This is a genomic window from Actinoplanes sp. M2I2 (genome assembly GCF_023544445.1).
Classification (GTDB): domain Bacteria; phylum Actinomycetota; class Actinomycetes; order Mycobacteriales; family Micromonosporaceae; genus Actinoplanes.
In genome coordinates this window covers 1-22,877 of record NZ_JALPVJ010000042.1, presented here as the reverse complement: position 1 = coordinate 22,877, position 22,877 = coordinate 1, and the positions used below count along the sequence as shown (strand labels likewise).

The following is a 22,877-nucleotide window of genomic DNA, read 5'->3' as shown; positions in this document are numbered from 1 at the left end:
CGGGAGCATCCGATGACCACATCCCCGCCTGTCCCGAGATCCCTGTTCAGAAGACGCATCGCGGTGCTGGCGGCGTCCCTCGCGGTCACCCTGATGGCCGGGCTCGCATCAGCCCCCGCGGCGAGCGCTGCCGGTCCCCAGCCGTACGCCCCGGCCTCGGCCAAGGCGGTTCCCGTCGTACCGGTCAAGGCTGCGAAGATCGACCCGGCGCCGGCGGTGAAGCCGCTGCCGTCCGCGACGGCGCGGCCCGAGCCGAAGTGGCCCGCTGCCGCGGCGCGGGTCCTCCCGGCGGACGGCCGGGCCACCGACTTTCCGCTACGGCTGAAAGCGTCCGCCTCGCCGAAGATGCGTGCCGAGATCCTCGACCGTGCGGCGACCGAGCGGGCCGGCGTCCGCGGCGTGCTCGTGCGACTGGATCGCGTCGACGCTGTCGCCGCTTCGGCGAAGACCGAGGTCACCCTCGACTACCGGCAGTTCGCCACGGCCTACGGCGCCGACTGGTCCAGCCGGCTGCGGCTGGTCACCCTGCCCTCGTGTGCGCTGACCACGCCGGAGAAACAGGAGTGTGCGGGCACCCCGCTCGCCTCCGACAACAACGTCGCAGCCCGGACGGTTTCCGCCGACGTGTCGACGGCGAGCCCTTCGACCCTGGTAGCTGCCACCGCGGCCCCCGCCGGTCCGGCCGGCGATTTCAAGGCGAGCACGCTGAGCCCGTCCTCGAAGTGGTCGTCCGGCGGCAACATGGGCGACTTCACTTGGAACCACCCCATGCGCGTGCCGCCCTCGCTTGGTGGTCCTGCGCCGCAGATCGGCCTCGCGTACTCCTCGCAGTCGGTTGACGGGCGGCACGCTGCCTCGAACAACCAGCCTTCTTGGGCCGGTGAGGGTTTCGAGGCCACTGCGGGCGGATTCGTCGAGCGCCGCTACGTGCCCTGCGCGGACGACATGAACGGCAGCGCGAACAACGACAAGAAGACCGGTGACCTTTGCTGGGAGACCGACAACGCGGTGCTGGCTCTTTCCGGGCACTCCGGTGAGCTGATCTACAACGCCACCGAGAAGCGCTGGCACCTGCGCGGTGACGACGGCACCCGGATCGAGCGGAGGACCGGCGCGACCAACGGCGACAACGACGGTGAGTACTGGGTGGTCACCACCACCGAGGGCGTCCAGTACTGGTTCGGTGTCAACCGGCTGCCGGGTTGGGCCGCCAACAAGCCGCTCACCAACTCGACCTTGACCGCTCCCGTTTTCGGCAACGACCCGAACGAGCCCTGCCGCGCCACCGAATTCGCCGATTCCGACTGCACCCAGGCCTGGCGCTGGAACCTCGACTACGTCGTCGATCTGTCCGGCAACTCGATGTCGTTCTGGTACCAGAAGGCAACCAACAAGTATGGCCGTAATCTCAAGGCTGACGACGCCGCTTCCTACGACCGCGACTCGTGGCTGGACCGGGTCGACTACGGCACCCGGCGAATCGGTGGCGTCGACTCGGTGCACAGCACCCTGGCTCCGTTCCGCGTCGACTTCGCCGTCGACGATCGTTGCCTCGAAGAGTGCGCCACCCACAACGCCACCCGCTGGCCGGACGTGCCATGGGACCAGGAGTGCACCGGCGACAAATGTGACGACGAGAACATCTCACCGACCTTCTGGAGCACCAAGCGGCTGGCCGGGGTCACCACGCAGGTACGCAACGGCAGCGGGTATCGCAATGTCGACCGTTGGACCCTCACCCACACCTTCCCGGATCCGGGTGACGGCAGCCGTGCCGGCCTGTGGTTGTCCAACCTGACGCACACCGGCCTGGTCGGCGCCGGCATCAGTGAGCCGGATGTCGAGTTCACTCCGGTGCAGATGGCGAACCGGGTGGACCGGATCGGCGACCACGCACCGGCGATGAACTGGATGCGCGTCGCTCGCATCCGCAACGAGTACGGCGGCTCGGTCAGCGTCGCGTACTCCACCCAGGACTGCGCTGCCGGCGGGGCGAAGCCCAGCCCTGCCTCGAACACCACCCGCTGCTATCCGGTGCGGTGGGTTCCGGACGGCTACGAAGAGCCGATCACCGACTGGTTCAACAAGTACGTCGTCACGATCGTCTTCGAGAACGACAACACCGGTGGGGCGCCGCCCAACGGCAGCGAGCGAGTCATCTACAGGTACGACTACTACGACGGCGCGGCTTGGCACTACAGCGATGATGACGGGCTGACCAAGAAGAAGTTTAAGACCTGGTCGGACTACCGTGGCTATGGCCGGGTAGGTGTGACGGTCGGTGACGGCGTGGGACAGACCTACAGCGAGACCCGTTACTTCCGCGGCATGAACGGCGACAGGCTGAACGCCGACGGCGGTAGTAAGTCGGTCCAGATCGACGGCATCGCCGACGAGGACTGGTACGCCGGCACAACACGGGAGACGAAGAACCTCAACGGGCCGGATGGCGCCGTGGTGTCCCGCGTGCTGAACACGCCGTGGGCGTCCGCGCCGACCGCGACGCGCACGCTCAACGGCGACACGGTGACCGCTCGATTCGTCGGCATCGGCACCACCACCAACCACACCACGCTTGACGGCGGTCGCGGTGAACGGGTTACCAAGAAGGTCACCACCTTCGACGGGTACGGTATGGCGGCTCAGATCGACGACCTCGGCCAGGACGGTGTCGACGGCGACGAGCAGTGCACCAAACTCGACTACTCCCCGCGTAACACCACCTCGTGGCTGCTGAACAAGGCGCACCGCACGCAGAGGTACGCGGTGAAATGCTCCGCCAGCACTGGGACGCTGACCGCGGAGCAGGTGATCGGCGAGACCCGGATCTCCTACGACAACCTCGCGTTCGAGGCGACTCCGGTCCGTGGCCTGTCCACTCAGGTCCAGACCATGACAGCGTGGAACAACGGATCCCCCACGTTCAGCGTGACCGGCAAGACCGCGTACGACGTGCACGGCCGGGGCACCTCGGTCACCGACGAGCGCGGCGGCGTGACGAAGACGGCTTACACCCCGGCCACCGACGGACCGGTCACGTCGACGCTCAGCACGAACCCGATGTTGCACGAGACCACCACCACGTACGAGCCAGCCTGGGGCGCGCAACTGTCCACGGTTGACCCCAACGGCAAGCGCACCGAGAGCGAGTACGACGACCTGGGCCGGCTCACCGCGGTGTGGAAGCCGGGTCGGAACAAGAACACCCAGACGCCGAACTTGCGGTTCGGCTACGACATCAACACCACGGTGCCGTCGGTGGTCTCGACCTCCACGTTGAACGCGTCGGGCGCCTACAACACGACCTACACCCTCTACGACGGCCTCCTGCGGCAGCGCCAGACCCAGTCGCCGTCGCCGGCGTCCGGGCGAATCATCACCGAGACGTTCTACGACACGGCGGGACGGCCGCGCCTCGATTTCGGCAAGTACCACACCACGGGCAGCCCGGGCGGGACCCTGCTGGCGACCACCGATCGGGCGTTCGTACCGAACCAGACCCGCAGGATTTATGACGGCGCCGGCCGGGTCACCGCCGAGGTTTTTCAGCCGTACGGCGTCGAACGGTGGCGGACCGCCACCGCTTACGGCGGCGACCGCACCGACGTTACCCCGCCGTCCGGCGGTACGGCGACGTCGACGGCAATCGACGCCCGCGGCAAGACCGTGCAGCTACGCCAGTACCACGGTGCCTCGCCGACGCCGAACACCGCGGGCAGCTGGGATGCCACCATCTACAAGTACGACGCGCGGGGTTACCAGACGGCGGTCATCGACACGCTGGGCAACGACTGGACGTATAAGTACGACGCCCGCGGCCGGCAGGTCGAGATCGACGACCCGGACCGTGGCAAGACGACCTATACCCACGACAACGCCGGTAACGTCGCGACCGTCACCGACGCGCGCGGCGAGAAGATCGCCTACCTCTACGACCCGCTCGGCCGTAAGCGCGCCGCCTTCGACGATGTACTCAACGGCGTCATGCGCGCCCAGTGGATCTACGACACCGTCGCCGTCGGGAAGCTGTCGCAGTCGACGCGGTTCATGGGTTCGGCTCCGTACCAAGTCCGGATCCTCGACTACAACGACGACTACATGCCGGGCAACACCCAGATCGTCATCCCCGAATCCGAGACCGGGCTCGCCGGCACATACAACTTCAACAACACCTACAACTCGAACGGCTCGGTCAAGTCGACGACCGTCCCGGGCACCAACACCGACCTGGCACCCGAGACCCTCAGCTACGGCTACGACGGCCTCGGTCAGCCGACCACGGTCGACAGCCTCTACGGCACGCTCAATCAGCCGTACGTGGTGGGTACCGACTGGAACGCGCTCGGCCTGCTCGACCAGGTCAAGCTGTACACGGGCACAGGCGAGGGCAATCGCGTCTTCACCAAGTACACCCGCGAGCTGGAGACCGGCCGGCTGGTCGGCATCCGCACCGACCGGGACAAGGTGGCGCCGTACATCCAATCCGAGACCACCTACCAGTACGACAAGGCCGGCAACATCACCAAGGTCGTCGACACGGCGCCCGACGCTGACGACAACCAGTGCTTCACCTATGACCACCTGCGCCGGCTGACCCAGGCCTGGACGCCGGCGGCCGGTGACTGCGCTGTCGCCCCGGCGGTCGTACAGCTTGGTGGACCCGCGCCGTACTGGCACAACTGGGAATTCGACAAGATCGGCAATCGGGCCAAAGAGGTCGTCCACTCCGCGTCCGGTGACGCTGTCACCGACTACACCTACCCGGCGCCGGGCGCCACCGCCGTCCGCCCGCACGCGCTCACCAACACCTCCGGCGCTCGTTCCGGCAGCTACAGCTACGACGCCACCGGCAACACCCTGACCCGGCCGAACGGCGCATCCGGCACCCAGACCATGACGTGGGACGCGGAGGGACACCTCGACTCGGCCACCACCAGCAGCGGCCGAACCGACTACGTCTACGACGCCGAGGGCAACCGCCTCATCCAGCGGGACCCGTCCGGGCGCACCCTCTACCTGCCGGGCCAGGAAATCCGGTACAACAACTCCACCGGCGCCACATCGTGCACCCGCTACTACACCCACGCTGGGACGACAGTCGGATCCCGAACCAAATCCGGCGTCACCTGGCTGTCGCCGGATCACCAGGGCACCGCGCTGGTCGCCGTCAGCGCCGCCACCCAGGCCTCGACGGTGCGCCGCCAGACGCCGTACGGAACGTCACGGGGCACCGCACCCGGCGCCTGGCCCAACAACCGGGGCTTCGTCGGCGGCACGATCGACAACACCGGCCTGACGCATCTGGGCGCGCGTGCGTACGACCCGGGCATCGGCCGCTTCATCTCTGTCGACCCTGTCCAGGACCTCGCCGATCCCCAGCAGTGGAACGGCTTTGCGTACGGCAACAACAGCCCCGTCACCCGCAACGACCCGACCGGTCAGATGTTCCCGAAGGAGGACGGCGGCGGAGGCGGTTTCGCCGGCGGCGGTGGCACACCGTGCACCACGTGCGGTGGTGGCGGCACGACCGGCGGCGGCGGGACACCCACCCCTACCCCGCAGCCCGCCCCGGGCGGCGGCACTGGCCAGGGCACCCCGTCGCCGCAGCCGACTCCCTCACCGACACCGAACCCCAACGAGAATCCGGTCTTGCTGGCCGACAAGTCCCGGCGTTTCGCCGAGATGTGCGCCCAGCCCCTGTTCGTGGAAATGTGTTCCGACTGGGAGAAGCGCGGCGCTGCGGAGGCGGCCAGTTGGGTGCCGTTCGTCGGCCCGGTCGCGGACGGCTATCTGATCGCGGACTCCTACAAGTACGGTGACAACTGGGGCGCCGGTATCGGCGCTGGGCTGGCACTCATTCCTGGGCCGGGCACCCGGCTGGTCCGGCCGCTGAAGAACATCAAGCTGAAGAAAGACTTGAGCAACGTCCACGTGGTCGAGGAGTGGGACCAGCCCATGTGGAACAAGTTCCTCGGTGACTCCTACCGAGACCATATCGCCGAATCGTTCCTCAACCGTGGATACCGGGTGGTGACTGACGCCACCGACCCGCTTGCCACGACGTTCGACCTGCCAAAGGGAAAGAGTCGAATCTTTGATATCAGGGTCACCGACAAGAACGGCAACCACACCTACATCGAGACCAAATCCGGCAATGCTGGAAAGAACTCCAAGCAGGCCGCGAAGGACGAATACCTCAAGCAGCAGTATGGGATAACGATCAACTATGTGTACGATGACTTGCCGAATGTCATGTACTGACGGGATCGATTGGTGAATCTGCTCAGCGAGGACGAGGACGCCTTCCAGGCGGCACTCATCGAGGCGGTCAGGTCCGGGGCTTCCGGCGAGCGGGAGCTGCTCGCCGCCCTAGGCTCGGTCCAGGACGAGGATCAGGCGGCGGGGATCGTCTCGGCGCTCGGCGAGGCGCAGGGCCCCGGCGGTGTCGCGGCCCTGCGGGAGATCATCGCCGAGCCGGACGACCCCCTCGAGGTCCGGACGACGGCGGTCGTCGCCCTGACGAAACGTCAGGGCGTCGAGGCGACGGACGTTCTGCGAGCCTGCCTGAATGATAGAGATCGCCACATGCTGGGATACGCATTGAAGGGCCTGGCCAGTGTGGGCGATGACCGGGCCTGGTCCGATGTCCTGGAGTGGCTCCGGCAATACCTCGACGAGCAGCCACCCAACCCCGAACACGATCTTGAAGACCGTGTCTTGGTTGCCCAGTCAAGAGCCGTGCCGGCGGCCGCGTACCTGGCCCGCCACTCCGCCTCGGATTGGGAAAGGCAGCGGCCGGTGGTGGCCCTGTTGCGCTCCCGTTGGAACCGGCTGCGCGGGGCCGAGCAACGCTGGCTGACCGCACACTGGCCGGCGAGCGACCCCGCACTACCGGAATCATTTACCCAACTGGACGCCACCTGGTTCGCCGATTGGGTCAGCAGGCCGCTGTACAAGGCTCTGTACCTGAACTGACGGCATTTGAAGCCAGGGGTCCAAGGACTCCTGGCTTCTTCACCGCTACCTGCCAACGAGCCCATAGCCGGGTCTCGAGCCTGCCTGTTAGCGTGCGGCCATGACGGAGAGATCGGCGGGTGAGCGGGCCGGTGGGCTGGCGTTCGCCGGGGTCGTCGGGGCTGTGGCCGGGGCAGCGATCGCCGGGCGCCGGGGCCCACGGGCAACGGTGGCAGGGGCGCTGGCCGGGGCGGCCGGGCTGATCGCGACCGAGGCTGTGGCGCGGGCCCGGCAGCGGCCCGGTGAGGTTCCGCCCTGGTGGTCCCGGGTGGTGATGAGCGGTGCGCTCGCGGCGCCGGTCGGGTGGCTCGGGGCCCGGGTGTCCCAGGCCGGCCCGGTGGTCGTGGGGCTGGCCGGCGGAACGGTGGCCGGAGCGCTCGGGCTGCGGCCGCAGAAGGTGGCGCTCGGCCCGGTTGTCGGGGTCGCCGTGGGGGCAGCCTGGCGATTGGCTGGTGGCCGGGAGGCGTCGCCGGCTGCTGTTGCTGCCAGTGCGGTGGTCGGGTTCCGGTTGGTGTCGGCGCTGCTGTTCCGCGATGCGCAGGTGAGTCTGCTGGCCGAGCGGGTGCCGGCCGAGGACCTGCCGTTCGTGGTTCCGCTGGAGGCGCGCACCGGCTACGTCGGGGTGGACTACGTGCGTACGCTCGCCGAGGTGCTCGGCGGCAGCTACCAGGCGGACGCTGCGGACGTGGGCATCGTCGGCTCGCTCGACGACCTGGCCGGTCCGCAGTTCGATCCGGCCGGGGTCGATCCGCTGGTGCGCGAGTTCTACGAGCGGACGACCCGGTTCCAGCTCGACATCGTGCCCGAGTGGCGGCTCTGGGCGCGGCCGGGCTATCTGCTCTACCGGACGCTGGTGGCCCGCCCGGTCGGCCAGGCCAACGTGCCCATGAACCAGCGCGAGACTCTCCGCGGTGTCCGCAGCCGGATCGACACGATCACCCCGCACGGCAGCGGGGTGATCGGCGTACGGGGCTGGATCCGGTCCTTCGCCGACACCGACGAGCCGATCTACGTCGGCATCTACACGACGTACCGGCACGCCGGCCGCGGCTATGTGAGCGTCGGGTTCCCGGTGCCGCAGGGCAGCTTCACGGCCACCCTGGTGCCGTTGCCCCGGGCCGGCGGCGGCCTGGTGCTGACCAGCCACAGCGAGCTCGAGCACCCGGGCCACTATCTGACCTACATCGACCCGGCGACCCGGGAGCTGACCACGCTCGCGGTGCCCGGCTTCACCGAACGCCTCGACGTCTTCGCCGAGAACGGCGAGCTGCGGGCCGAGCACGCGTTCGCGCTCTACGGGCTGCCGTTCATGGTGCTGCACTACACGATCCGCCGGAAGCCCTGATCTCGGCTTCAGGCGGATCGACGGGTGCGCCGGCGGGCCGGATCGAGGCTCTGCTCCGGGCCTGCCAGGACGCCGGGTCCGAGCTGGCGCTCTTCGCAACTGTGTCGCGCCGGCTGCGGGAGCTTGTCCCGACGTTCCTGGGAACCAGCGCCGTACGGGTGGAGAACGTCGAGCCGGGGCAGTGTGAGAGCTACTGGGAGCGCGGTGTTCGGCGAGTTCCGCCGGGTGCTCAAGCCGGGCGGTCGTGCGGTGATCTTCCAGATGACCGCCACGGACTGGCTTTCGCCGGCGGAGGCGGCGTTCATGTGGCCGCCGGCGGGGATCCACTCCGCCAGCCTCGACCCGCAACGGTTCGAGGCCGCGATCACCGGGGCCGGGCTGAGCATCGTGCAGTGCCTTCAGCTGCACGGTGAGACGCGCGAGCGCCTGGAGGAGGACGGCGTGGCCGCCAGTTCCAAGCAGCTGCTGCGGGTGTCCCGGATGCTGCGTAACCGTGCGGCGTACGAGGAGCGGTTCGGCACTGTCGCCTACGAATTCATGCTGACGGACTGTCTGTGGGGCGTGTACCAGATGATCGGCAAGCTGAACCCCCGGATCTACGTGCTGTCGGCCTGAGGGTGCCCGCGCCTGAACACGGCCCGGGCTCCTTAGGGTGGCAACGTGCTCACGTTGATGAACTGCCGGGTCGTCACGCCCGCGGTCGTTCTGGATCCGGGGTGGCTGAGGATCGCGGACGGTCTGATCAGAGCGGTCGGCCGGGGCCGTCCGCCGGCCGGTGGTCGTGTGGTCGATCTCGACGGTGGATGGTTGCTGCCCGGTTTCGTCGATCTGCACATGCACGGCGGCGGCGGGGCCCAGATCACCACCGACGACCCGGCCGAGATCCGGCGGGCGGTCGCCTTCCATCGGCGCCACGGCACCACCCGTACGCTGGCCAGCCTGGTCACCGATCGGCTGGACCGCATGGTCGCGGCGGTCGCCACCATCGCGGCGATGATGGACGCCGGCGAGCCGGGCATCGCGGGCATCCACCTGGAGGGCCCGTTCCTCAATCCGGCCAAGCGCGGCTCGCATCACCACGAGTTTCTGCTGGCGCCCGATCCGGCGGCCTTGCGGCAGTTGCTCGACGCCGGTGGCGGCCACATCCGCGTGGTGACTCTCGCGCCCGAGCTGCCCGGCGGGATGGAGCTGATCGAGCAGGTCGTCGCGGCGGGGGCGATCGCCGCCGTCGGGCACACCGAGGCGACGTACGTCCAGGCCCGCGACGCGTTCGCCGGCGGGGCGCGGCTCGCCACCCACCTGTTCAACGCCATGCGGCAGTTCCACCACCGTGAGCCCGGCCCGGCCGGTGCGGCCCTGGCCGACCCGGCTGTCACCTGCGAGATCATCAACGACGGCATCCACGTTCATGACGACGCCGTCCGTGTCGCGGTCGCCGCCGCCGGGCCGGACCGGATCGCGTTCGTCACCGATGCGACTCCGGCCGCGGGGATGACCAGCGGCCGCTATCGCCTCGGCCCGGTGCCGGTCATCGCCGAGGGCGGCAGTGTGCGGCTCACCGACGGCACGCTGGCCGGCAGCACCCTCACGATGGACGCGGCGGTGCGGCACGCGGTCCGGGTCACCGGACTGACGATCACCGAGGTCGCCCGGTCGGCGGCGACCACCCCGGCGGCTCTGCTCGGGATGGCCGATCACACCGGCAGCCTGGCCCCCGGCAAGGCCGCCGACGTGGTCGTGCTGGATGACGACCTGCGGGTGCGCGAGGTGATCGCCCAGGGACGACCCGTCCTCGGGTCCGCCTGGCACGAACCTGAGGCGCGGTGATTTCGAGTACGGCAGCGACATCACCGGAGAGCGGTTTTGCATTAAGGCGTAGTTCCCGTCCCGCGAAGGAGCGCGATCCGGGATAGCCTTACGACATATGGCTACTTACCGCAGCGCCTCGATTCTTCTGTCCGCCGACGGCACCCGGACGCCCGGCACTGCCGCGCTCTTCGCCGAGCCCAGTCGCAAGGGTGGTGTCCCGCCGTGGGCGGGTGACTTCCGCCCCGCGAACGGCCCGGGCAACATCCCGAAGAACGCCGTCGGAAAGACCTTCACGCTGGAGCTGCCCGACGGCAGCACCGGCAAGGTCGTGGTGCAGAGTCTCAAGACCGGGAAGAACGGCGTCACGCTGGCGCTGATGGGCGAGGACGCGCCCCCGTTCTGATCCCGCGTACGCCGGGCAGGTGAACTCACCGGATCCACTCCTTGACCGGAGGGATGTGGTGATTTTCTGCGTTCCCGCTCGCGAGCCCGGCGGGGAAACGGCACGCTCGTGAGCGTGCCGTTCGACTCGCCGGGAAAGCTCGCGATCAGCGGTTGGTCGGCGGAATGTGCGAGGCCGACTTCTCCGCGACCTTGGCCTTCTTCGCTGCGCGCTTCTCTTTGATGGTGCTGGCCTGCTTCTTCCGGTTTTCCTTGTGCGCGGACTTCTCAGCCATGTGAGCTCCTCGTATCTCGCGCGTGCCCCGGCCGGCCCGTGCGAGCCGTCAGGTGGATCATCCCGGCTGTCAGGTGTCGGGCCTGTCCGTTCACTCCACGCCGGCCATCGGGATCGATACCGGAGGTTCGCCGGAGCGAGGTAGCCCTGCGGGCCGCGGCCCTCGGAAGACCGGCCGGTGTGGAGCTTCGTGATCGGAGGGTCGCCGCCACCTCGTCCGGTGGACGAAGGTCGTCGCGTCTCCCGTTGACTCCGCCGGCGTTTCCCGATGCGAGATGCGCCGGAAGAGCGGAACAAGTTCAACCTACTCTCCGTGGCCTCGTCGTGGCGTGTCCACCGCTCGCGGATCCTGGCGTGGTCTGTGCGGGTACGGGCGTGGCGACGGCGCCACGGCGTCAGCAGTTCGCCCACCGGCGAAGCCGGACGGCCGTCGTGCCGTCAAGCCACCGAGGCGAAAGGCGTGCTCGCGCGATCACGGATTTCGCGCCGGACGGCGGTACCATCGCGCTGGTGCGGTGACCGATCCGTCGGGCCACGATGCCTCGAGCCGCACCGTGGGACGACCACGAGAGCGGGCGGTCTTGAGCATTCACTTGTCCCGGGAAGGCACGCTGCGGCGGGTCGTGCTCAGTTGCGACGTGGCAGGATGCCCGATCCAGTTGGAGCCGCCGCCGACCGAGGCGTGGCGCAACGACACGGACGCTCGATCGTGGGCCCGGGAGCACGCTGCCGGCTGGACCTCGGATGCGGCCCGCCAGACCGACTACTGCCCCGGACACGCCGGGTTCAGCGCGGCCCCGGCGGCCGATCAGGTCCCGCCCCGTCCGACGGCGACCGCCCGGAACGGCGCCGGCAACCCGCTCAACCGGGACGAGTACGCCGAGCGGCTGCGCGAACTGCTCGCCGGTGACCGGCCGGCGGGACAGACCGTGCGGCTGACCGCCGCCGAGGTCACGGCCGTGACCCGGCTGCTGGACGAGCTCGCCGGCGTCTACCGGGGCGAGAGTCTGGGGACCCTCGCCCACGACGTCTCCGCGCTGCTCGGCCGCCGGCTCCGGAACGAGGGCTGAGCGGGACCGGGCGAGGGCTGAGCGAAGTCGGGCGAGGGCTGAGCGGGACCGGGCGAGGGCTGAGCGGGGTCGGGTCAGCGGCGGGACGCTGCCGGGCCGGTCCGGTGCTGGAGGGTGGAGATGAGGGCCAGGGTGGATTCGGCGCCCTGGTTCAGGTTGGGTCCGTGCAGGGTCAGCCCGTCGTAGCCGCCGCCGGTCGCCGGGTCCCACATGGGCTCGCCGATGTCGTTGGAGCCGAGGAACCAGTCGACGGACTGGCGTACGCCGGTGTGCCAGATCGCGTCGCCGGTGATGGCGGCGGCGGTGGCGCAGGCGTCGGCCAGGGCCGCCACCTCGATCGGTTGCTGGTCGTGCCGCAACCGGGGACCGCCGGACTGCCAGCCCGACGACGGGAGCACCGAGAGGTGGCCGTCGCTGATCTGGATGTACAGCAGCCAGGTCAGCATCCGCAGGCCGGCATCCAGCACCGGCGGGTCGTCGAGCAGGTCGCCGGCGACCAGGAGGGCTTCGGCGAGGGCCGCGTTGGCATAGGTCAGCCGTTGCTCCGGCCACGGCCAGCGCGGGTCGGCGCTCGGCCGGCCGATGACGGCGGCGGCGTCGGCGAGAAGCTCCGCGGCCGGTCCGTCGCCGGGATCGGCGCGCAGCAGTTCGGCGGCGCCGAGCGCGGCGAACGCCATGCTCCGGGGGGCGGTGGCCCGGCACGAGGCGCCGAGGGTGAACGCGAGGTGGGCTTCCCGGCGGATCCACGGGACCGGGCACCGGGCGGCGGCGGTGCCGAGGCCCCAGAGGGCGCGCCCCCACCAGTCGCCGAGGCCGGGCTGGTCGGTCCAGCGCCGGTGGAACCCGAGCCGGTTGTGGAACGCGCCCTGATCGTCCTGGGCGTGCGTGAGGAAGGCCAGATAGCACTCCGCGAGCCGCAGCACCTCGGCCGACGGGGTGGCCTCGCGGCTGGTGACGACCAGGCCGCGGGCGACGTCATCGGTGCAGTAGCCGTGTTCGCGGCGCGCGGTGGCGTGGCGGGCGTGCTCGAAGAGGCCGGTGTCGTCGGTCAGCCGGGTCAGGTGAGCGAAGGTGGGACTGGGAACGCTCCGGCCGGGTCTCGGCGCGACGGTCGTGGCGACGGTCACCGGCCGGCCACGGCGACCGGGCGGGCCCCGGCGGTGGCCAGCGTGGTGGCGAGGTCGTGGTACCGCTGGGCGACGGCCGGCCAGCCCACCGCGGGTCCGGCGTGACCGTTGCGGTCGAGCAGCGTGGCGGCCAGTGCCGGCTTCGTGATGATCTTGCGGATCGCCGCGGCCAGGGCGACCGGCTTGCGGTGGGGCACGAGCAGGCCGGGACCGTCGGTGAGCAGCTCCACGGCGTGCGGGAACGCGGTCGCGACGACCGGGACGCGAGCCGCCACCGCTTCGACCAGGACGCCCGAGGTCACCTGTTCGGTGGAGTCGTAGGGCAGGACCACGACATCGGCGGAGCGGATGAGCGCGCCGAGCGCCGCGTCATCGAGGTAGGCCGAGTCGTAGCGCACCCGGTGCGCGATACCGAGGGCCGCGCCGAGCTGGTGCAGACCGGCCCGGTACGCCTCGCCGTGCTTCTCGACGACCTTGGGGTGGGTCCGGCCGGCCACGGTGTAGACGGGCGCCGGCTCGAGGTCGCCCAGCAGGGCCAGACCGCGCAGCGCCCACTCGATGCCCTTGCCCGGTCCGAGCAGACCCCAGGTGAGCAGGTGAGGCGGACCCTGCCGGGGCGCCACGACGCCGCCGTAGCCGGACGCACCGTGCGGGATCACGGAGACCTTCGCGGCGTCGACGGTGTAGCCGGCGAGCAGGCGGTCGTACGCGGCGTTGGTGATGGTGACGACCGCGTCGGCCGCGGCCACGATCTGCTCGAGCAGCGACTTCTGGCTCGGGGTGGGGTGGGTCAGCACGGTGTGCAGGACGACGATGCTCGGCACGCTGAGCCGGTGCAGCACGGACAGCACCTCGCCACCGTCGCGGCCGGGGTAGATGCCGTACTCGTGCTGCACGACCGCGACGTCGAAGGTGTTGAGCACCGCGGCGGTGTCGCGCCAGCCGGTCGGCGTGGTCGCCGCCCAGGTGTGCACCACGCCGGGTGCGGGGGTCAGGTCGTCACCCTTCGCGGCCACCCGTACGACACCGCTCGGTATGCCGTCCGCGCCCAGATGAGTGGCGAGCGCGGAGTTGAAGGTCGCCAGGCCGCAGCGGGTCGGCGGGTGAGTGCTGAGGAAGCCGTATCTGATGGTCATGTGCCGTGCCTTTCGGTCATCGGCCCGCAGCGTCGATCGCCGGCCGGAGCGAGAGAGGGGAGGGGATTCACCCCGCTCTCGACGAGGAGCCTGCGAAAAGGGAGATCTGTCGGTCCCGGGAAAGGCTCGCGGCGGGATCGGCCACGCCGACGGTTCCGGGGGACCGGCTCTCAGGCAGCCGGTTCGCGGTGGAGCGTGGCGAGCACGAACGCCTTCGATGCGGTCATTGTCTGCTTCCTGGAGTCCCTGCCGGCGATCGGTGAGGCCGCCAGAGTCCGGAGCGACGTTCTCAGCGTACGCCTGCCGCCGCGAGGTCCTCCGCGCCCCAGGTCATGTGCGGTCGACGCAACCAGCGATCTTCGCCTGATCGGTATACCGTTGGGAGCGGCGCCGGTGTGCACTCCACCGCCGCTTGCTGCTCCAGACCTCGGCGGCGTCCTTTGTCGTGACCGTGTCGAGGTGGAGCAACTGGTGTTTGTCGTAGCGCGAGGTATCCGTCCGCACCCGCACCCGGGGAGTCTCGACGCTTGGCCGCGCGCCGTCGCCGGGAGCCGAGGATGACGGCCGTGCAACGGCGCGAGTGGCTGCAGCCGCTCCGGCCTCCGTATTTCGTCACCACCGGGACTCACGATCGCGGTGTGTCGGTGAGCGTCACCGCCGACGCCAGCACCACGGTGGTCGAGATGACGGTGCGCGGCGGGTGGTCACAGCAGCTCGGCAATCAGGTCACCGCCGGCCTGCGGCGGTGTCTGGCCGGGCCGTGCGAGGCGGTCATCATGGACGTGCACGGCGTGGACGACGCGCACGGGGTGAGCGCGCCGTACTGGTCGGCGGCGCAGCGGACGGCGCGGCTCGGGCCGGCGCCCGCCCACTTGGCGTTCTGTGCGCCCCCGGCGACGACGCTGGACCACCGGCTGCGGCACCAGGACACGCCCGCACCGCTGGTGTTCGCGTGCATGTCGCAGGCCCGCATCGCCATGGCCGGCAAGGTGTCACGAACCGATCGGCTGCAGGCCCGCCTGGCGCCCCGGTCCACGTCGGTGCGGGCCGCCCGCGACCTGGTCGCCCAGGCCTGTGCCACCTGGCACCTGTCCGATCTGCGCAACGACGCCGCTCTGATCGTTTCCGAACTGGCCGCCAACGCCGTGGACCATGCCGCCACCGAATTCGTGGTCACCGTGTTCCGGCGTGGCGGCCGGCTTCATCTGGCCGTCCGGGACGGAGACACCCGCTATCCGCAGATGGGGGCGGACCTCGTCCGTCCGACGCCGGCCGCCGAGCGGGGCCGTGGCCTGGCCTTGATCCATGCGGTCGCCGCGGCGTGGGGGGCCATACCGGCCCACGGCGGCAAAGTCGTCTGGGCCACGCTGTCCGCGGACCCGCGCCTGTGAAATCCACATAGGACCGTCTGCGGTGCGCCGCCCGAGGCCGGCCCGCGCCGAAGGCCCCAAGCGCGTAGCCTGAGGCGCACCGGCTTCTCAACGTCCTCCGACGAGCGCGCACAACGCCCGGTCCTATGGCGCCGAGGTCATCAACGAGAGGCACCATCATGACGCAGACCGTCGCAACCAAGACCCCACAAGCAACCGAGGCCGTACGCCTGCGGCTGGACCCGCATCCGTCGCACACGACGGTGCTGGACGGCGGCTGGTGGCCGCGCTCGACGGATGTCGTCGCCGAGCTTCCGGGGCTGACAGCGGCTCTGGCCGGGCTCCGCGGTGACGTCACGCACGTGCTGGTGAACGGCGACGAGTGGGACCTGCCGCATCCACGGCGGGCCGGCACCGGGGGCCGGGCCGTGCGACTCGGCTGGTTCACCTCCCAGCCGGCCGGGCTGATCACCATCATGACCGATTACGGGGACGACCGTTTCGACCTCCTGGTGATCCCGCCCGACGCGAGCCCGAAGTCGGCCGACGACGCGCTGACCGCCGCCGCTGATCCCGCCGACAAGCGCCACACGCCTGAGCTCCTCGCCGATATAGCGCACAACTGACCGTCCCCGACGGGGCCCGATTCGGCCGGGACCTGACGGGTACGGCGCGAAGCTGGTCGGCTGCCGGTACGCGCTCCCCGGTGGGCGCGTACCGTGGGGATCGACCGATGACGCCGTCATCGGTGCCGGCCCTGGCCGGTGCGCGTGGCCGACGGCCGCGTGCCCCACGGCCTCACCAGACCTCGTCTCGCCTGTTCCGCCGGGCTGGGCCCGCGCCTGCGGTGGTCCCGGACGACGGGAAAAGCAGTGACACCCTGGGAAAGCCGACCCGATGCGGCCCGTTCTCTCGATCCGCCGCGGGTGGAGCTGGAGCCGGCCGGCAATCATCACCTGCTGCACGACGGCGGTTGGTGGCCCGCTCCGCAGGACCTGGGCGCGAAGCTGCGCTCCCTGATGCCGGCTCTCGACCAGGTCCGCGGTCCGGTGGCACGCCTGCTGCTCGGCGCGGCCGGCTGGACGACCCGGCCGCATCAGGTGGTGCTGGCCGATCGCACGGTCAGCCTCGGCTATCTGGCCGATCAGCCGCCGTCGATGATCACCGTCCGCTGTGTCGACGGCGGGACCTTCGTCCTGCGCATCGCGCCCAGCTTTTCCCGGTAGGGGGTTGGTCCTGCGGGACCGCCCGCACCGTGGGACGCGATGCATCGATCCCCGGACGAAGGACTTGGGTGGTGGCGGCCGTCGCGACGTCGTAGCGTTCGCGGTGCTGCTTGTCGACATCGAGCGCGTCGCTCCGGACCCCGGCGGCACTTGACGGCCCACCGCTCTGGAGCTTCCATGACCAGGAACCGTCGTGAGCCCGCCCTCGACCCTCGACCGCTGACGCGGGCCGTCGAGAATCTCGAACAGGCGAGCGACTCCACCTTGATCGAGTTGATTTCGCGAGGCAACGTGCCGGTCTTCGTCGCGCTGTTCGATCGTACGGTCGACGTCGTCCGCACCGACCTGGCGGACTTTCCCGACGACATCCGGTCCGGTCAGATACTCGCCTCCAGTTACGTCGAGGTGTGGTGGCTGTCCGGGTGCCACCGCGCGCCGGAGGCCGAAGCCACGAGCTGGATCACCGGGATCGTCCGGCGCCGCGTCGCCGAGGCACGTCGGGAAATGGCCCAGCCGGACCTGGACGCGGCCGTGCCGGGCCTGCGACCCAGTTACAGCGAACTGGAGATGGCGGCCCTGCTCCGGCGACCGGTCGGCGACCTGCGGGCGTCGCGGGATCGCACCGCGGCGGCGCCGTTCGACGCTCCGACCGCCTGACCCGCACCAGTCCGACGCCGGCCACCCGCCGCCCGGGTGTGGGGTGCCGGTGATCCGGCGCGGTCAGCCGCCGACCAGGTCGGGCAGGTCCGGCAGTCCGGTGACGATGGTGTCGGCCACCTCGCTCAGGCGCCGGTTGTTGCGGCGGGCGAAGTCGCGGATCAGCGCGAACGCGGCGTCGGGGGTCACGGAGCTGGCCTGGGCGACGATGCCTTTGGCCTGTTCGATGACGATGCGACTGTTCAGAGCGCGTTGCAGCTGGCCGGTGAGCGCCTCGCCGCGGCGGATGGCGCGTTCCTGCAGCAGGCCGATCACGGCGACGTCGGCCAGCGACTGCACGATGTGGGCGTCCGTCTCGTCGAGCTCGGTGGTGCTGCCGAACACGCCCATCGCGCCGATCACTTCCTTGCGCAGCCGCAGCGGGAAGGCGTGCACCGACTCGAACCCGGCCTGCGCGGCGCGGGGCGCGAACTGGGGCCACTTCTCCGTTGCCGCGGCCAGGTTCACGTTCGTCACCGGCCGGGCCGTGCGGAACGCGTCGAGGCAAGGGCCGTCACCGTACTGGAGCTGGAACAACTCCATGAGCCGGGCGCTCTCGTCCGACGCGGCCATGAACGTCAGCCGGTCGCGGTGATCCGCGAGCAACAGCCCGGCCTCGCCGGTGTCGAACAGGTCAGCCACCCGGCGGGTGAGCATCTGCAGGAACTCCACCACGTCGAACTCGTCGACGAGCGTGTCGGCGAGACGTCAACGAACAACGTCGAGAGCCGCTCGGCGGAAATGGTGGTCACAGCGGCTTACCGCCCTTCTCCTGATACCAGTCGATAGCGGTCACGACCGGCCGCTATCGAACGAAATCCTACGCGCCACCACGTCGCGGGCCACGTCTCCCAGGGGTCTGTCCTCGGCGTACGCGTAGGCGCGGAGCCGGGCCAGGGCATCGGCCACGGGGACAGTCAGTTGCACCGCCACCATCCCCTGAGCCTGGAACAGCTCGGCCCGCTGCCCCACCACCTCGTCGTCCAGACCGTCGGCGGCCGCCCCGGGCACCGCGTCGGCCTGGCCGTCGAGCAGCGTCGTCACCGCCACGTCGGCGAAGCTCAACGCGTCGCGGAACTCGGCCGACGTCAGGGAGCCCGCCTCGTCCCGGAAGACGTCGAGGGCGCCGAGACGGGCCACGCCGATCTGCAACGGGAAAGCGAACACCGCCCGCACGCCTTTGTCGTACAGCGCGGGCGCATAGCCGGGCCATCGCCGCATGGCTCCGTCCAGGAGATCGGGTACGAGCACCGGCTCGCGACGGGCGATCGCCTCCAGGCACGGACCCTCACCCAGGGAGAACTGCAGCTCCTCGAGTGCTTCGTAGGCCGGTCCGGACACCGCGGCCACCCCCCGCATCTCGCTGCCGGCGACCACACTGACCCCGGTGCCGGAGGCGGACAGCTCCCGTTCGGCGGCGCTGCACAACCGGCGCAGCGTGCCCGCGACGCCGCGGCGATCGCCGGCGCGCGTCGGCTCCGCGGCGACCAGGCGAGCCACCCGGACGGCGCGCTCATCCACGACGGTCGCCGGGTGATCCGCCGCGCGCGACTGTCCTGTGTGTGCGGCTGGTCATGGCTGCACCTTTCCCTGACTGTTGGAAACCGCCGGGGGCCGGGGCAGCAGCGTGTCCGAACCTTCGCCTGTCGGCTTCACCCTACGCCTGCGATCAGCCACGTCACGGTGCTGCCGTGCCGGGCGCTTGCCGCCATACGTACTAGTAGGTATGGTCAGCGGAGAGGCGACGGGCGCTCGGCAACGGGAAGCGGAAAGGCAGGTCACCAGGGATGGCGGGGAAGGACGCTCGTACACGGCTGGTCGAAGGAATGGCAGACCTGTTGTGGGAGCGAGGGTATGTGGGCACCAGCCCCTCGGCCGTGCTGAAACGCGCCGGGGTCGGGCAGGGCAGCCTGTATCACCACTTCACCGGCAAGCAGGAGCTGGCGGTGGCCGGCATCCAGGCGAACGCCGAGACTCTCACGCGGGCCGCGCGGGACGCTCTCGACGGGCCCGGCACCGCCTATGAGCGGCTCGAGCGGTTCCTGCTGCGGGACCGTGACGTGCTGCGCGGATGCCGCATCGGCCGTCTGACGCAGGACCCGGAGGTGGCCGCGGAACAGGCCCTGCGGCAGCCGGTGGCGGACGCCCTGGCCCAGGTGCGTCAGGCGATCGCCGCGGTGATCGAGCAGGGGCAGGCCGGCGGCGAGCTCGCTTCCGGCATCGCCCCCGACGACCTCGCCGCGACGATCCTGTCCGCGCTCCAGGGTGGATATGTGCTGGCCCGGGCCGAGCTCGACGAGGAACGGTTCACCGCCGCCGTCCGCGGCCTGCTCGGACTCCTCCGCGGACTGGCCCAGACGAAGGACTGAGGAACACCCATGCTGGCGATGCAGTACGAGATCACCCTGCCCGCCGACTACGACATGCGGATCATCCACGACCGGGTCGCCGCGACCGGTCACCTGCTCGACGCGTACCCCGGGCTCGGGTTGAAAGCGTTCCTGATCCGCCGACGCGGAGTCGACGGCTCCACGGTCAATCAGTACGCCCCGTTCTATCTCTGGGCCGACTCGGCCGGCGCGGCGTCCTTCCTCTGGTCGGGTGCCGGCTTCACCGCCATCCTGCGGGACTTCGGCCGGCCGGTCGTGCAGACCTGGGTCGGCGGCACTGTCCACCAGGCAACGGCATGGCCAGACCCTCCCGCGTACGCGGTGCGGCGCAGAAGCTCGCCGGCGGTGGACACCGACATCGTGGAGGTTGCCCGCGCGACCGACACTCAGCTGTCCGAGGCCGTCGGCGTGGGGCGGGCGCAGCTGGGGGCGTACGGAATCGATCCGCGCACCTGGGAGCTCGTCACCATCACGCTCCACGCACAGCGTCCCGAGCACGTTCCCGACGCCGCCGAGGTGTTCCAGGTGCTGCACGCCGCCGTCCCGGAACGCCGGCAACTGCCCGGCCGGGTGGAGAACCGGCTCGCCCCGGCAGGCTGATTCTCGCCGGCTCAGGTCTCGAGGAGCTCGGGGACGAAGATGTCCTCCGGCGTCCACAGCCGTCGCGACAGGCCCTGCTCGTGGTGGTAGCGCAGGAACGTCTCGACGGCGGTGCGGTTGGCCGACAGGCCGTAGGGCCACCAGTCCTCGCCCAGCAGGTCGCGGTTGCGGGCGAAGAGGTCGCTGAACCAGGGCGTGATCACCGACATGTGCTGCTTGGTCGCGTCGCGGCGATACCTGTCCTGCACGATCTGCTTCGCCTCGACGAACGCGCGGTACACCGACTCGACCAGGCCGGGCTCGGTGGCGAGCTCCCGGCGGATCGCCACGGCATGCATCATCGGGAAGATCCCGGTGCGCCGGAAGTAGTCGCGCTCGACGGCGGCGTAGTCGGGAAACAACCGGCGGATCTTCTTGCTCGACCCGTCGAGCAACGACTGCGGCACGTCGACCGACAGCAGCGCGTCGATCTCGCCGGCCTCCAGCATCGCCGACAGCGTCTGCCCGTCACCGGCGTGCCGGACCTCGACCCCCTCCGGTACGGGCTGAGGGATCCAGCCGAAGGCCGGGATCGGGTGGTTGGTGCCGCCGACGACCCAGCTCATCCGGTCGGGCCGCAGGCCGTGGTCGTCGGCGAGAATCCCCTTCAACCAGACGCCGGCGTCGTGACCCCACAGGGCGAACTCGCCGACGGTCTTGCCGGCGAGGTCCTCGGGCTTGTCGATGCCGCTGTCCACGTTGACGAACAGGGCCTCGTGCCGGAAATTGCGGTTGGGGAAGATCGGCAGCGCCAGGAACGGCGGCTCCTCGACGTCGAACGTCCGCAGCAGGTAGGTCAGGCCGAACTCGCAGATGTCGAGCTGCCCGGTCGCCATCTGCTCGAACAGGTCGGAGATGAGGGGCGAGGTGTGCAGCTCCGCGTCGACGCCGTCGATGGCGACCCGGTCGTCGAACAGGGGCTCGGTGTGCTCGTAGGTGAAGACGCCGACCTTCAGCGGGATGCCGGACATGACAGTCCTTTCGTGGGTGGCCCGACGGTCAGGTGCCGAGCGCAGCTCCATCGTCGGGCGGTCGACGTCGTGGCGTCCAAGTCCTGTTCGGCCGGCTCGATACCGCGAAGGTATGGTCGGGATCATGGACCTGCGCGGCCTGAAGTACTTCGTCGCGGTGGCCGACGAACGGCACATCGGGCGCGCCGCGGCCCGGTTGCACATGACGCAACCGCCGTTGAGCCGGGCCATGCGGCAACTCGAGGCCGACCTCGGCACCCGGTTGCTGGAACGCACACCGACCGGCGTCACCCTGACCGCCGCCGGCGAGACGCTCTACATCGAGGCCCGGGCGGTGCTCGAACGGGCCGAGCAGTTGACGGCCCGGGTACGGGTGGCCGGCGGCCGCCCCCGGATCACCATCGGTTCCCTCGCCGACACGGCGGACCTGGTCGGCACGCGGCTCGTCACCCCGTTCCGCCGCGCCCATCCGCACGTGTCGGTCGGCGTGCACGAGTTCGACCTGACCGACCCGACGGCCGGGCTGCGGTCCGGGGTGGTCGACGTCGCGCTGACCCGGATGCCGTTCGACACCACCGGTCTGCGCACGCACACCCTCGACCGTGAGCCGGTCGGGGTCGTCGTGGCCGAGACCGACGACCTGGCCCGGCGGGCGTCCGTGGCGGTCGGGTCGCTGACCGGCCGCCGATGGGTGCGGCTGCCGAGCACGGCCGACCCGGCCTGGATCGCCTACTGGACGGGCCCGGCCCCGGACGCCGAGCACCCCGAGGTCCGGACGATCCAGGAGTGCCTGCAGTCGGTCCTGTGGGACGACCTGACGGCCCTCGCGCCGGTGAACCAGATCCTGCCGGCCGGGCTGACCACCGTGCGCGCCACCGACCGGGAGCCCAACCGTCTCGTATTGGCCTGGCGAGCCGCCGACCCGAGCCCGCTGATCCACTCCTTCGTCGACATCGCCGCCGGCAGCTTCCGCCACCCCGCCGCCTCCCGCGCGCGCACGACTGGCACGGCACCATCAACATGATGGACTGACCGGTGAAAGCGCCAAGCGCATGATCAGCGAGCGCCTGAAGATCATCGAGAAGGGCAGTACGCCATGAGCACCTGGAAGAAAAGCACTCGATCGAGCCAGTCCGGTCAGTGCGTTGAAGTCTCACGTGACCACGTGCCGGGCAAGATCGCCGTTCGGGACTCCAAGAACCCGGACGCTGACGCGCTGGTCTTCACCGCCGGTGAGTGGGAAGCCTTCCTCGACGGCGTCCGCAAGAGTGAGTTCGACATCTAGTATGGCAGCCGCCATTCGTGATCATGGCTGATTCTCGAGGCTGAGGCGGCGGGGGTAGCGGCTCATCTGGCCCTTGCCTAGTGACGGCGTCGCCGGTTTTACCAGCGCAAACGGTAGGTGATA

The 22,877-nt window shown here is 70.1% G+C and carries 21 protein-coding genes; 15 read left to right on the top strand and 6 right to left on the bottom strand.

The genetic code is table 11. The features are described from left to right. Nucleotides 1–12 precede the first annotated feature (12 nt). From HJC40_RS43895 to HJC40_RS43870, 6 genes are all read left to right on the top strand, one after another. Nucleotides 13–6,261: an RHS repeat-associated core domain-containing protein gene (locus HJC40_RS43895; protein WP_250009800.1), complete on the top strand. Its 6,249-nt coding sequence runs from the start codon at nt 13–15 to the stop codon at nt 6,259–6,261. A gap of 12 nt (nt 6,262–6,273) precedes the next feature. Next, entirely contained in the window at nt 6,274–6,975 is a 702-nt protein-coding gene (locus HJC40_RS43890) for a HEAT repeat domain-containing protein (protein ID WP_250009799.1), read from the top strand. 100 nt (nt 6,976–7,075) lie between these two features. Then, nucleotides 7,076–8,359: a hypothetical protein gene (locus tag HJC40_RS43885; RefSeq protein WP_250009797.1), complete on the top strand. Its 1,284-nt coding sequence runs from the start codon at nt 7,076–7,078 to the stop codon at nt 8,357–8,359. 225 nt (nt 8,360–8,584) lie between these two features. Next, nucleotides 8,585–8,974 carry a hypothetical protein gene (locus HJC40_RS43880; protein ID WP_250009796.1) on the top strand — a complete coding sequence of 130 codons (390 nt, stop codon included), beginning with the start codon at nt 8,585–8,587 and terminating at the stop codon, nt 8,972–8,974. A 45-nt stretch (nt 8,975–9,019) separates the two neighbouring features. After that, nucleotides 9,020–10,186 carry an N-acetylglucosamine-6-phosphate deacetylase gene (gene nagA / locus HJC40_RS43875; RefSeq protein WP_250009795.1) on the top strand — a complete coding sequence of 389 codons (1,167 nt, stop codon included), beginning with the start codon at nt 9,020–9,022 and terminating at the stop codon, nt 10,184–10,186. Nucleotides 10,187–10,283: 97 nt separating this feature from the next. After that, the gene (locus tag HJC40_RS43870; protein WP_250009794.1) at nt 10,284–10,571 is read left to right on the top strand and encodes a hypothetical protein; all 288 of its coding nucleotides are present in this window, start codon (nt 10,284–10,286) and stop codon (nt 10,569–10,571) included. A 145-nt stretch (nt 10,572–10,716) separates the two neighbouring features. Here the strand turns inward: HJC40_RS43870 and HJC40_RS45935 are convergent, their stop codons facing one another. Next, nucleotides 10,717–10,845 carry a hypothetical protein gene (locus tag HJC40_RS45935; protein WP_284044588.1) on the bottom strand — a complete coding sequence of 43 codons (129 nt, stop codon included), beginning with the start codon at nt 10,843–10,845 and terminating at the stop codon, nt 10,717–10,719. Nucleotides 10,846–11,425: 580 nt separating this feature from the next. On the opposite strand from HJC40_RS45935, the gene HJC40_RS43865 reads away from it, so the two are divergent. After that, a complete protein-coding gene (locus HJC40_RS43865; protein WP_250009793.1) occupies nt 11,426–11,914 on the top strand; it encodes a hypothetical protein in 489 nt (162 codons plus the stop codon). Nucleotides 11,915–11,988: 74 nt separating this feature from the next. Here HJC40_RS43865 and HJC40_RS43860 read toward each other — a convergent pair whose 3' ends face one another. Next, nucleotides 11,989–13,041 (bottom strand): glycosyltransferase, encoded by a 1,053-nt coding sequence (locus HJC40_RS43860; protein WP_250009792.1) that lies wholly within the window; start codon nt 13,039–13,041, stop codon nt 11,989–11,991. Continuing rightward, nucleotides 13,038–14,177, bottom strand: a complete 1,140-nt coding sequence (locus tag HJC40_RS43855) for a glycosyltransferase (RefSeq protein ID WP_250009791.1) — start codon at nt 14,175–14,177, stop codon at nt 13,038–13,040. Before HJC40_RS43855 ends, HJC40_RS43860 begins: the two co-directional genes overlap by 4 nt. Nucleotides 14,178–14,734: 557 nt before the next feature. Between HJC40_RS43855 and HJC40_RS43850 the strand changes: the two genes are divergently transcribed. The 4 genes from HJC40_RS43850 (at nt 14,735) to HJC40_RS43835 (ending at nt 17,430) form a co-directional block, all read left to right on the top strand. Continuing rightward, nucleotides 14,735–15,568, top strand: coding sequence for an ATP-binding protein (locus HJC40_RS43850; protein WP_250009789.1), 834 nt, complete (start codon nt 14,735–14,737; stop codon nt 15,566–15,568). 158 nt (nt 15,569–15,726) lie between these two features. Next, nucleotides 15,727–16,173: a DUF5994 family protein gene (locus tag HJC40_RS43845; RefSeq protein WP_250009788.1), complete on the top strand. Its 447-nt coding sequence runs from the start codon at nt 15,727–15,729 to the stop codon at nt 16,171–16,173. 300 nt (nt 16,174–16,473) lie between these two features. Next, nucleotides 16,474–16,773 (top strand): DUF5994 family protein, encoded by a 300-nt coding sequence (locus HJC40_RS43840; protein WP_250009786.1) that lies wholly within the window; start codon nt 16,474–16,476, stop codon nt 16,771–16,773. Nucleotides 16,774–16,950: 177 nt separating this feature from the next. Then, nucleotides 16,951–17,430: a hypothetical protein gene (locus HJC40_RS43835; RefSeq protein WP_250009785.1), complete on the top strand. Its 480-nt coding sequence runs from the start codon at nt 16,951–16,953 to the stop codon at nt 17,428–17,430. A 63-nt stretch (nt 17,431–17,493) separates the two neighbouring features. Here HJC40_RS43835 and HJC40_RS43830 read toward each other — a convergent pair whose 3' ends face one another. Next, nucleotides 17,494–18,144 carry a GAF and ANTAR domain-containing protein gene (locus HJC40_RS43830; protein ID WP_250009784.1) on the bottom strand — a complete coding sequence of 217 codons (651 nt, stop codon included), beginning with the start codon at nt 18,142–18,144 and terminating at the stop codon, nt 17,494–17,496. Between the two features lie 117 nt (nt 18,145–18,261). Beyond that, entirely contained in the window at nt 18,262–18,990 is a 729-nt protein-coding gene (locus tag HJC40_RS43825; RefSeq protein WP_250009783.1) for a GAF and ANTAR domain-containing protein, read from the bottom strand. 305 nt (nt 18,991–19,295) lie between these two features. Here HJC40_RS43825 and HJC40_RS43820 point away from each other — a divergent pair, with 305 nt between their 5' ends. Further along, nucleotides 19,296–19,838 carry a TetR/AcrR family transcriptional regulator gene (locus tag HJC40_RS43820; protein ID WP_250009782.1) on the top strand — a complete coding sequence of 181 codons (543 nt, stop codon included), beginning with the start codon at nt 19,296–19,298 and terminating at the stop codon, nt 19,836–19,838. Between the two features lie 9 nt (nt 19,839–19,847). Continuing rightward, complete coding sequence (locus tag HJC40_RS43815; RefSeq protein ID WP_250009781.1) at nt 19,848–20,459, top strand: DUF4865 family protein; 612 nt, start codon at nt 19,848–19,850, stop codon at nt 20,457–20,459. Nucleotides 20,460–20,470: 11 nt separating this feature from the next. Here HJC40_RS43815 and HJC40_RS43810 read toward each other — a convergent pair whose 3' ends face one another. Next, nucleotides 20,471–21,469, bottom strand: coding sequence for a hypothetical protein (locus HJC40_RS43810; RefSeq protein WP_250009779.1), 999 nt, complete (start codon nt 21,467–21,469; stop codon nt 20,471–20,473). A gap of 124 nt (nt 21,470–21,593) precedes the next feature. Here HJC40_RS43810 and HJC40_RS43805 point away from each other — a divergent pair, with 124 nt between their 5' ends. Further along, entirely contained in the window at nt 21,594–22,493 is a 900-nt protein-coding gene (locus HJC40_RS43805; RefSeq protein WP_250009778.1) for a LysR family transcriptional regulator, read from the top strand. 72 nt (nt 22,494–22,565) lie between these two features. After that, a complete protein-coding gene (locus HJC40_RS43800) occupies nt 22,566–22,754 on the top strand; it encodes a DUF397 domain-containing protein (RefSeq protein ID WP_250009777.1) in 189 nt (62 codons plus the stop codon). Nucleotides 22,755–22,877: the final 123 nt, after the last annotated feature.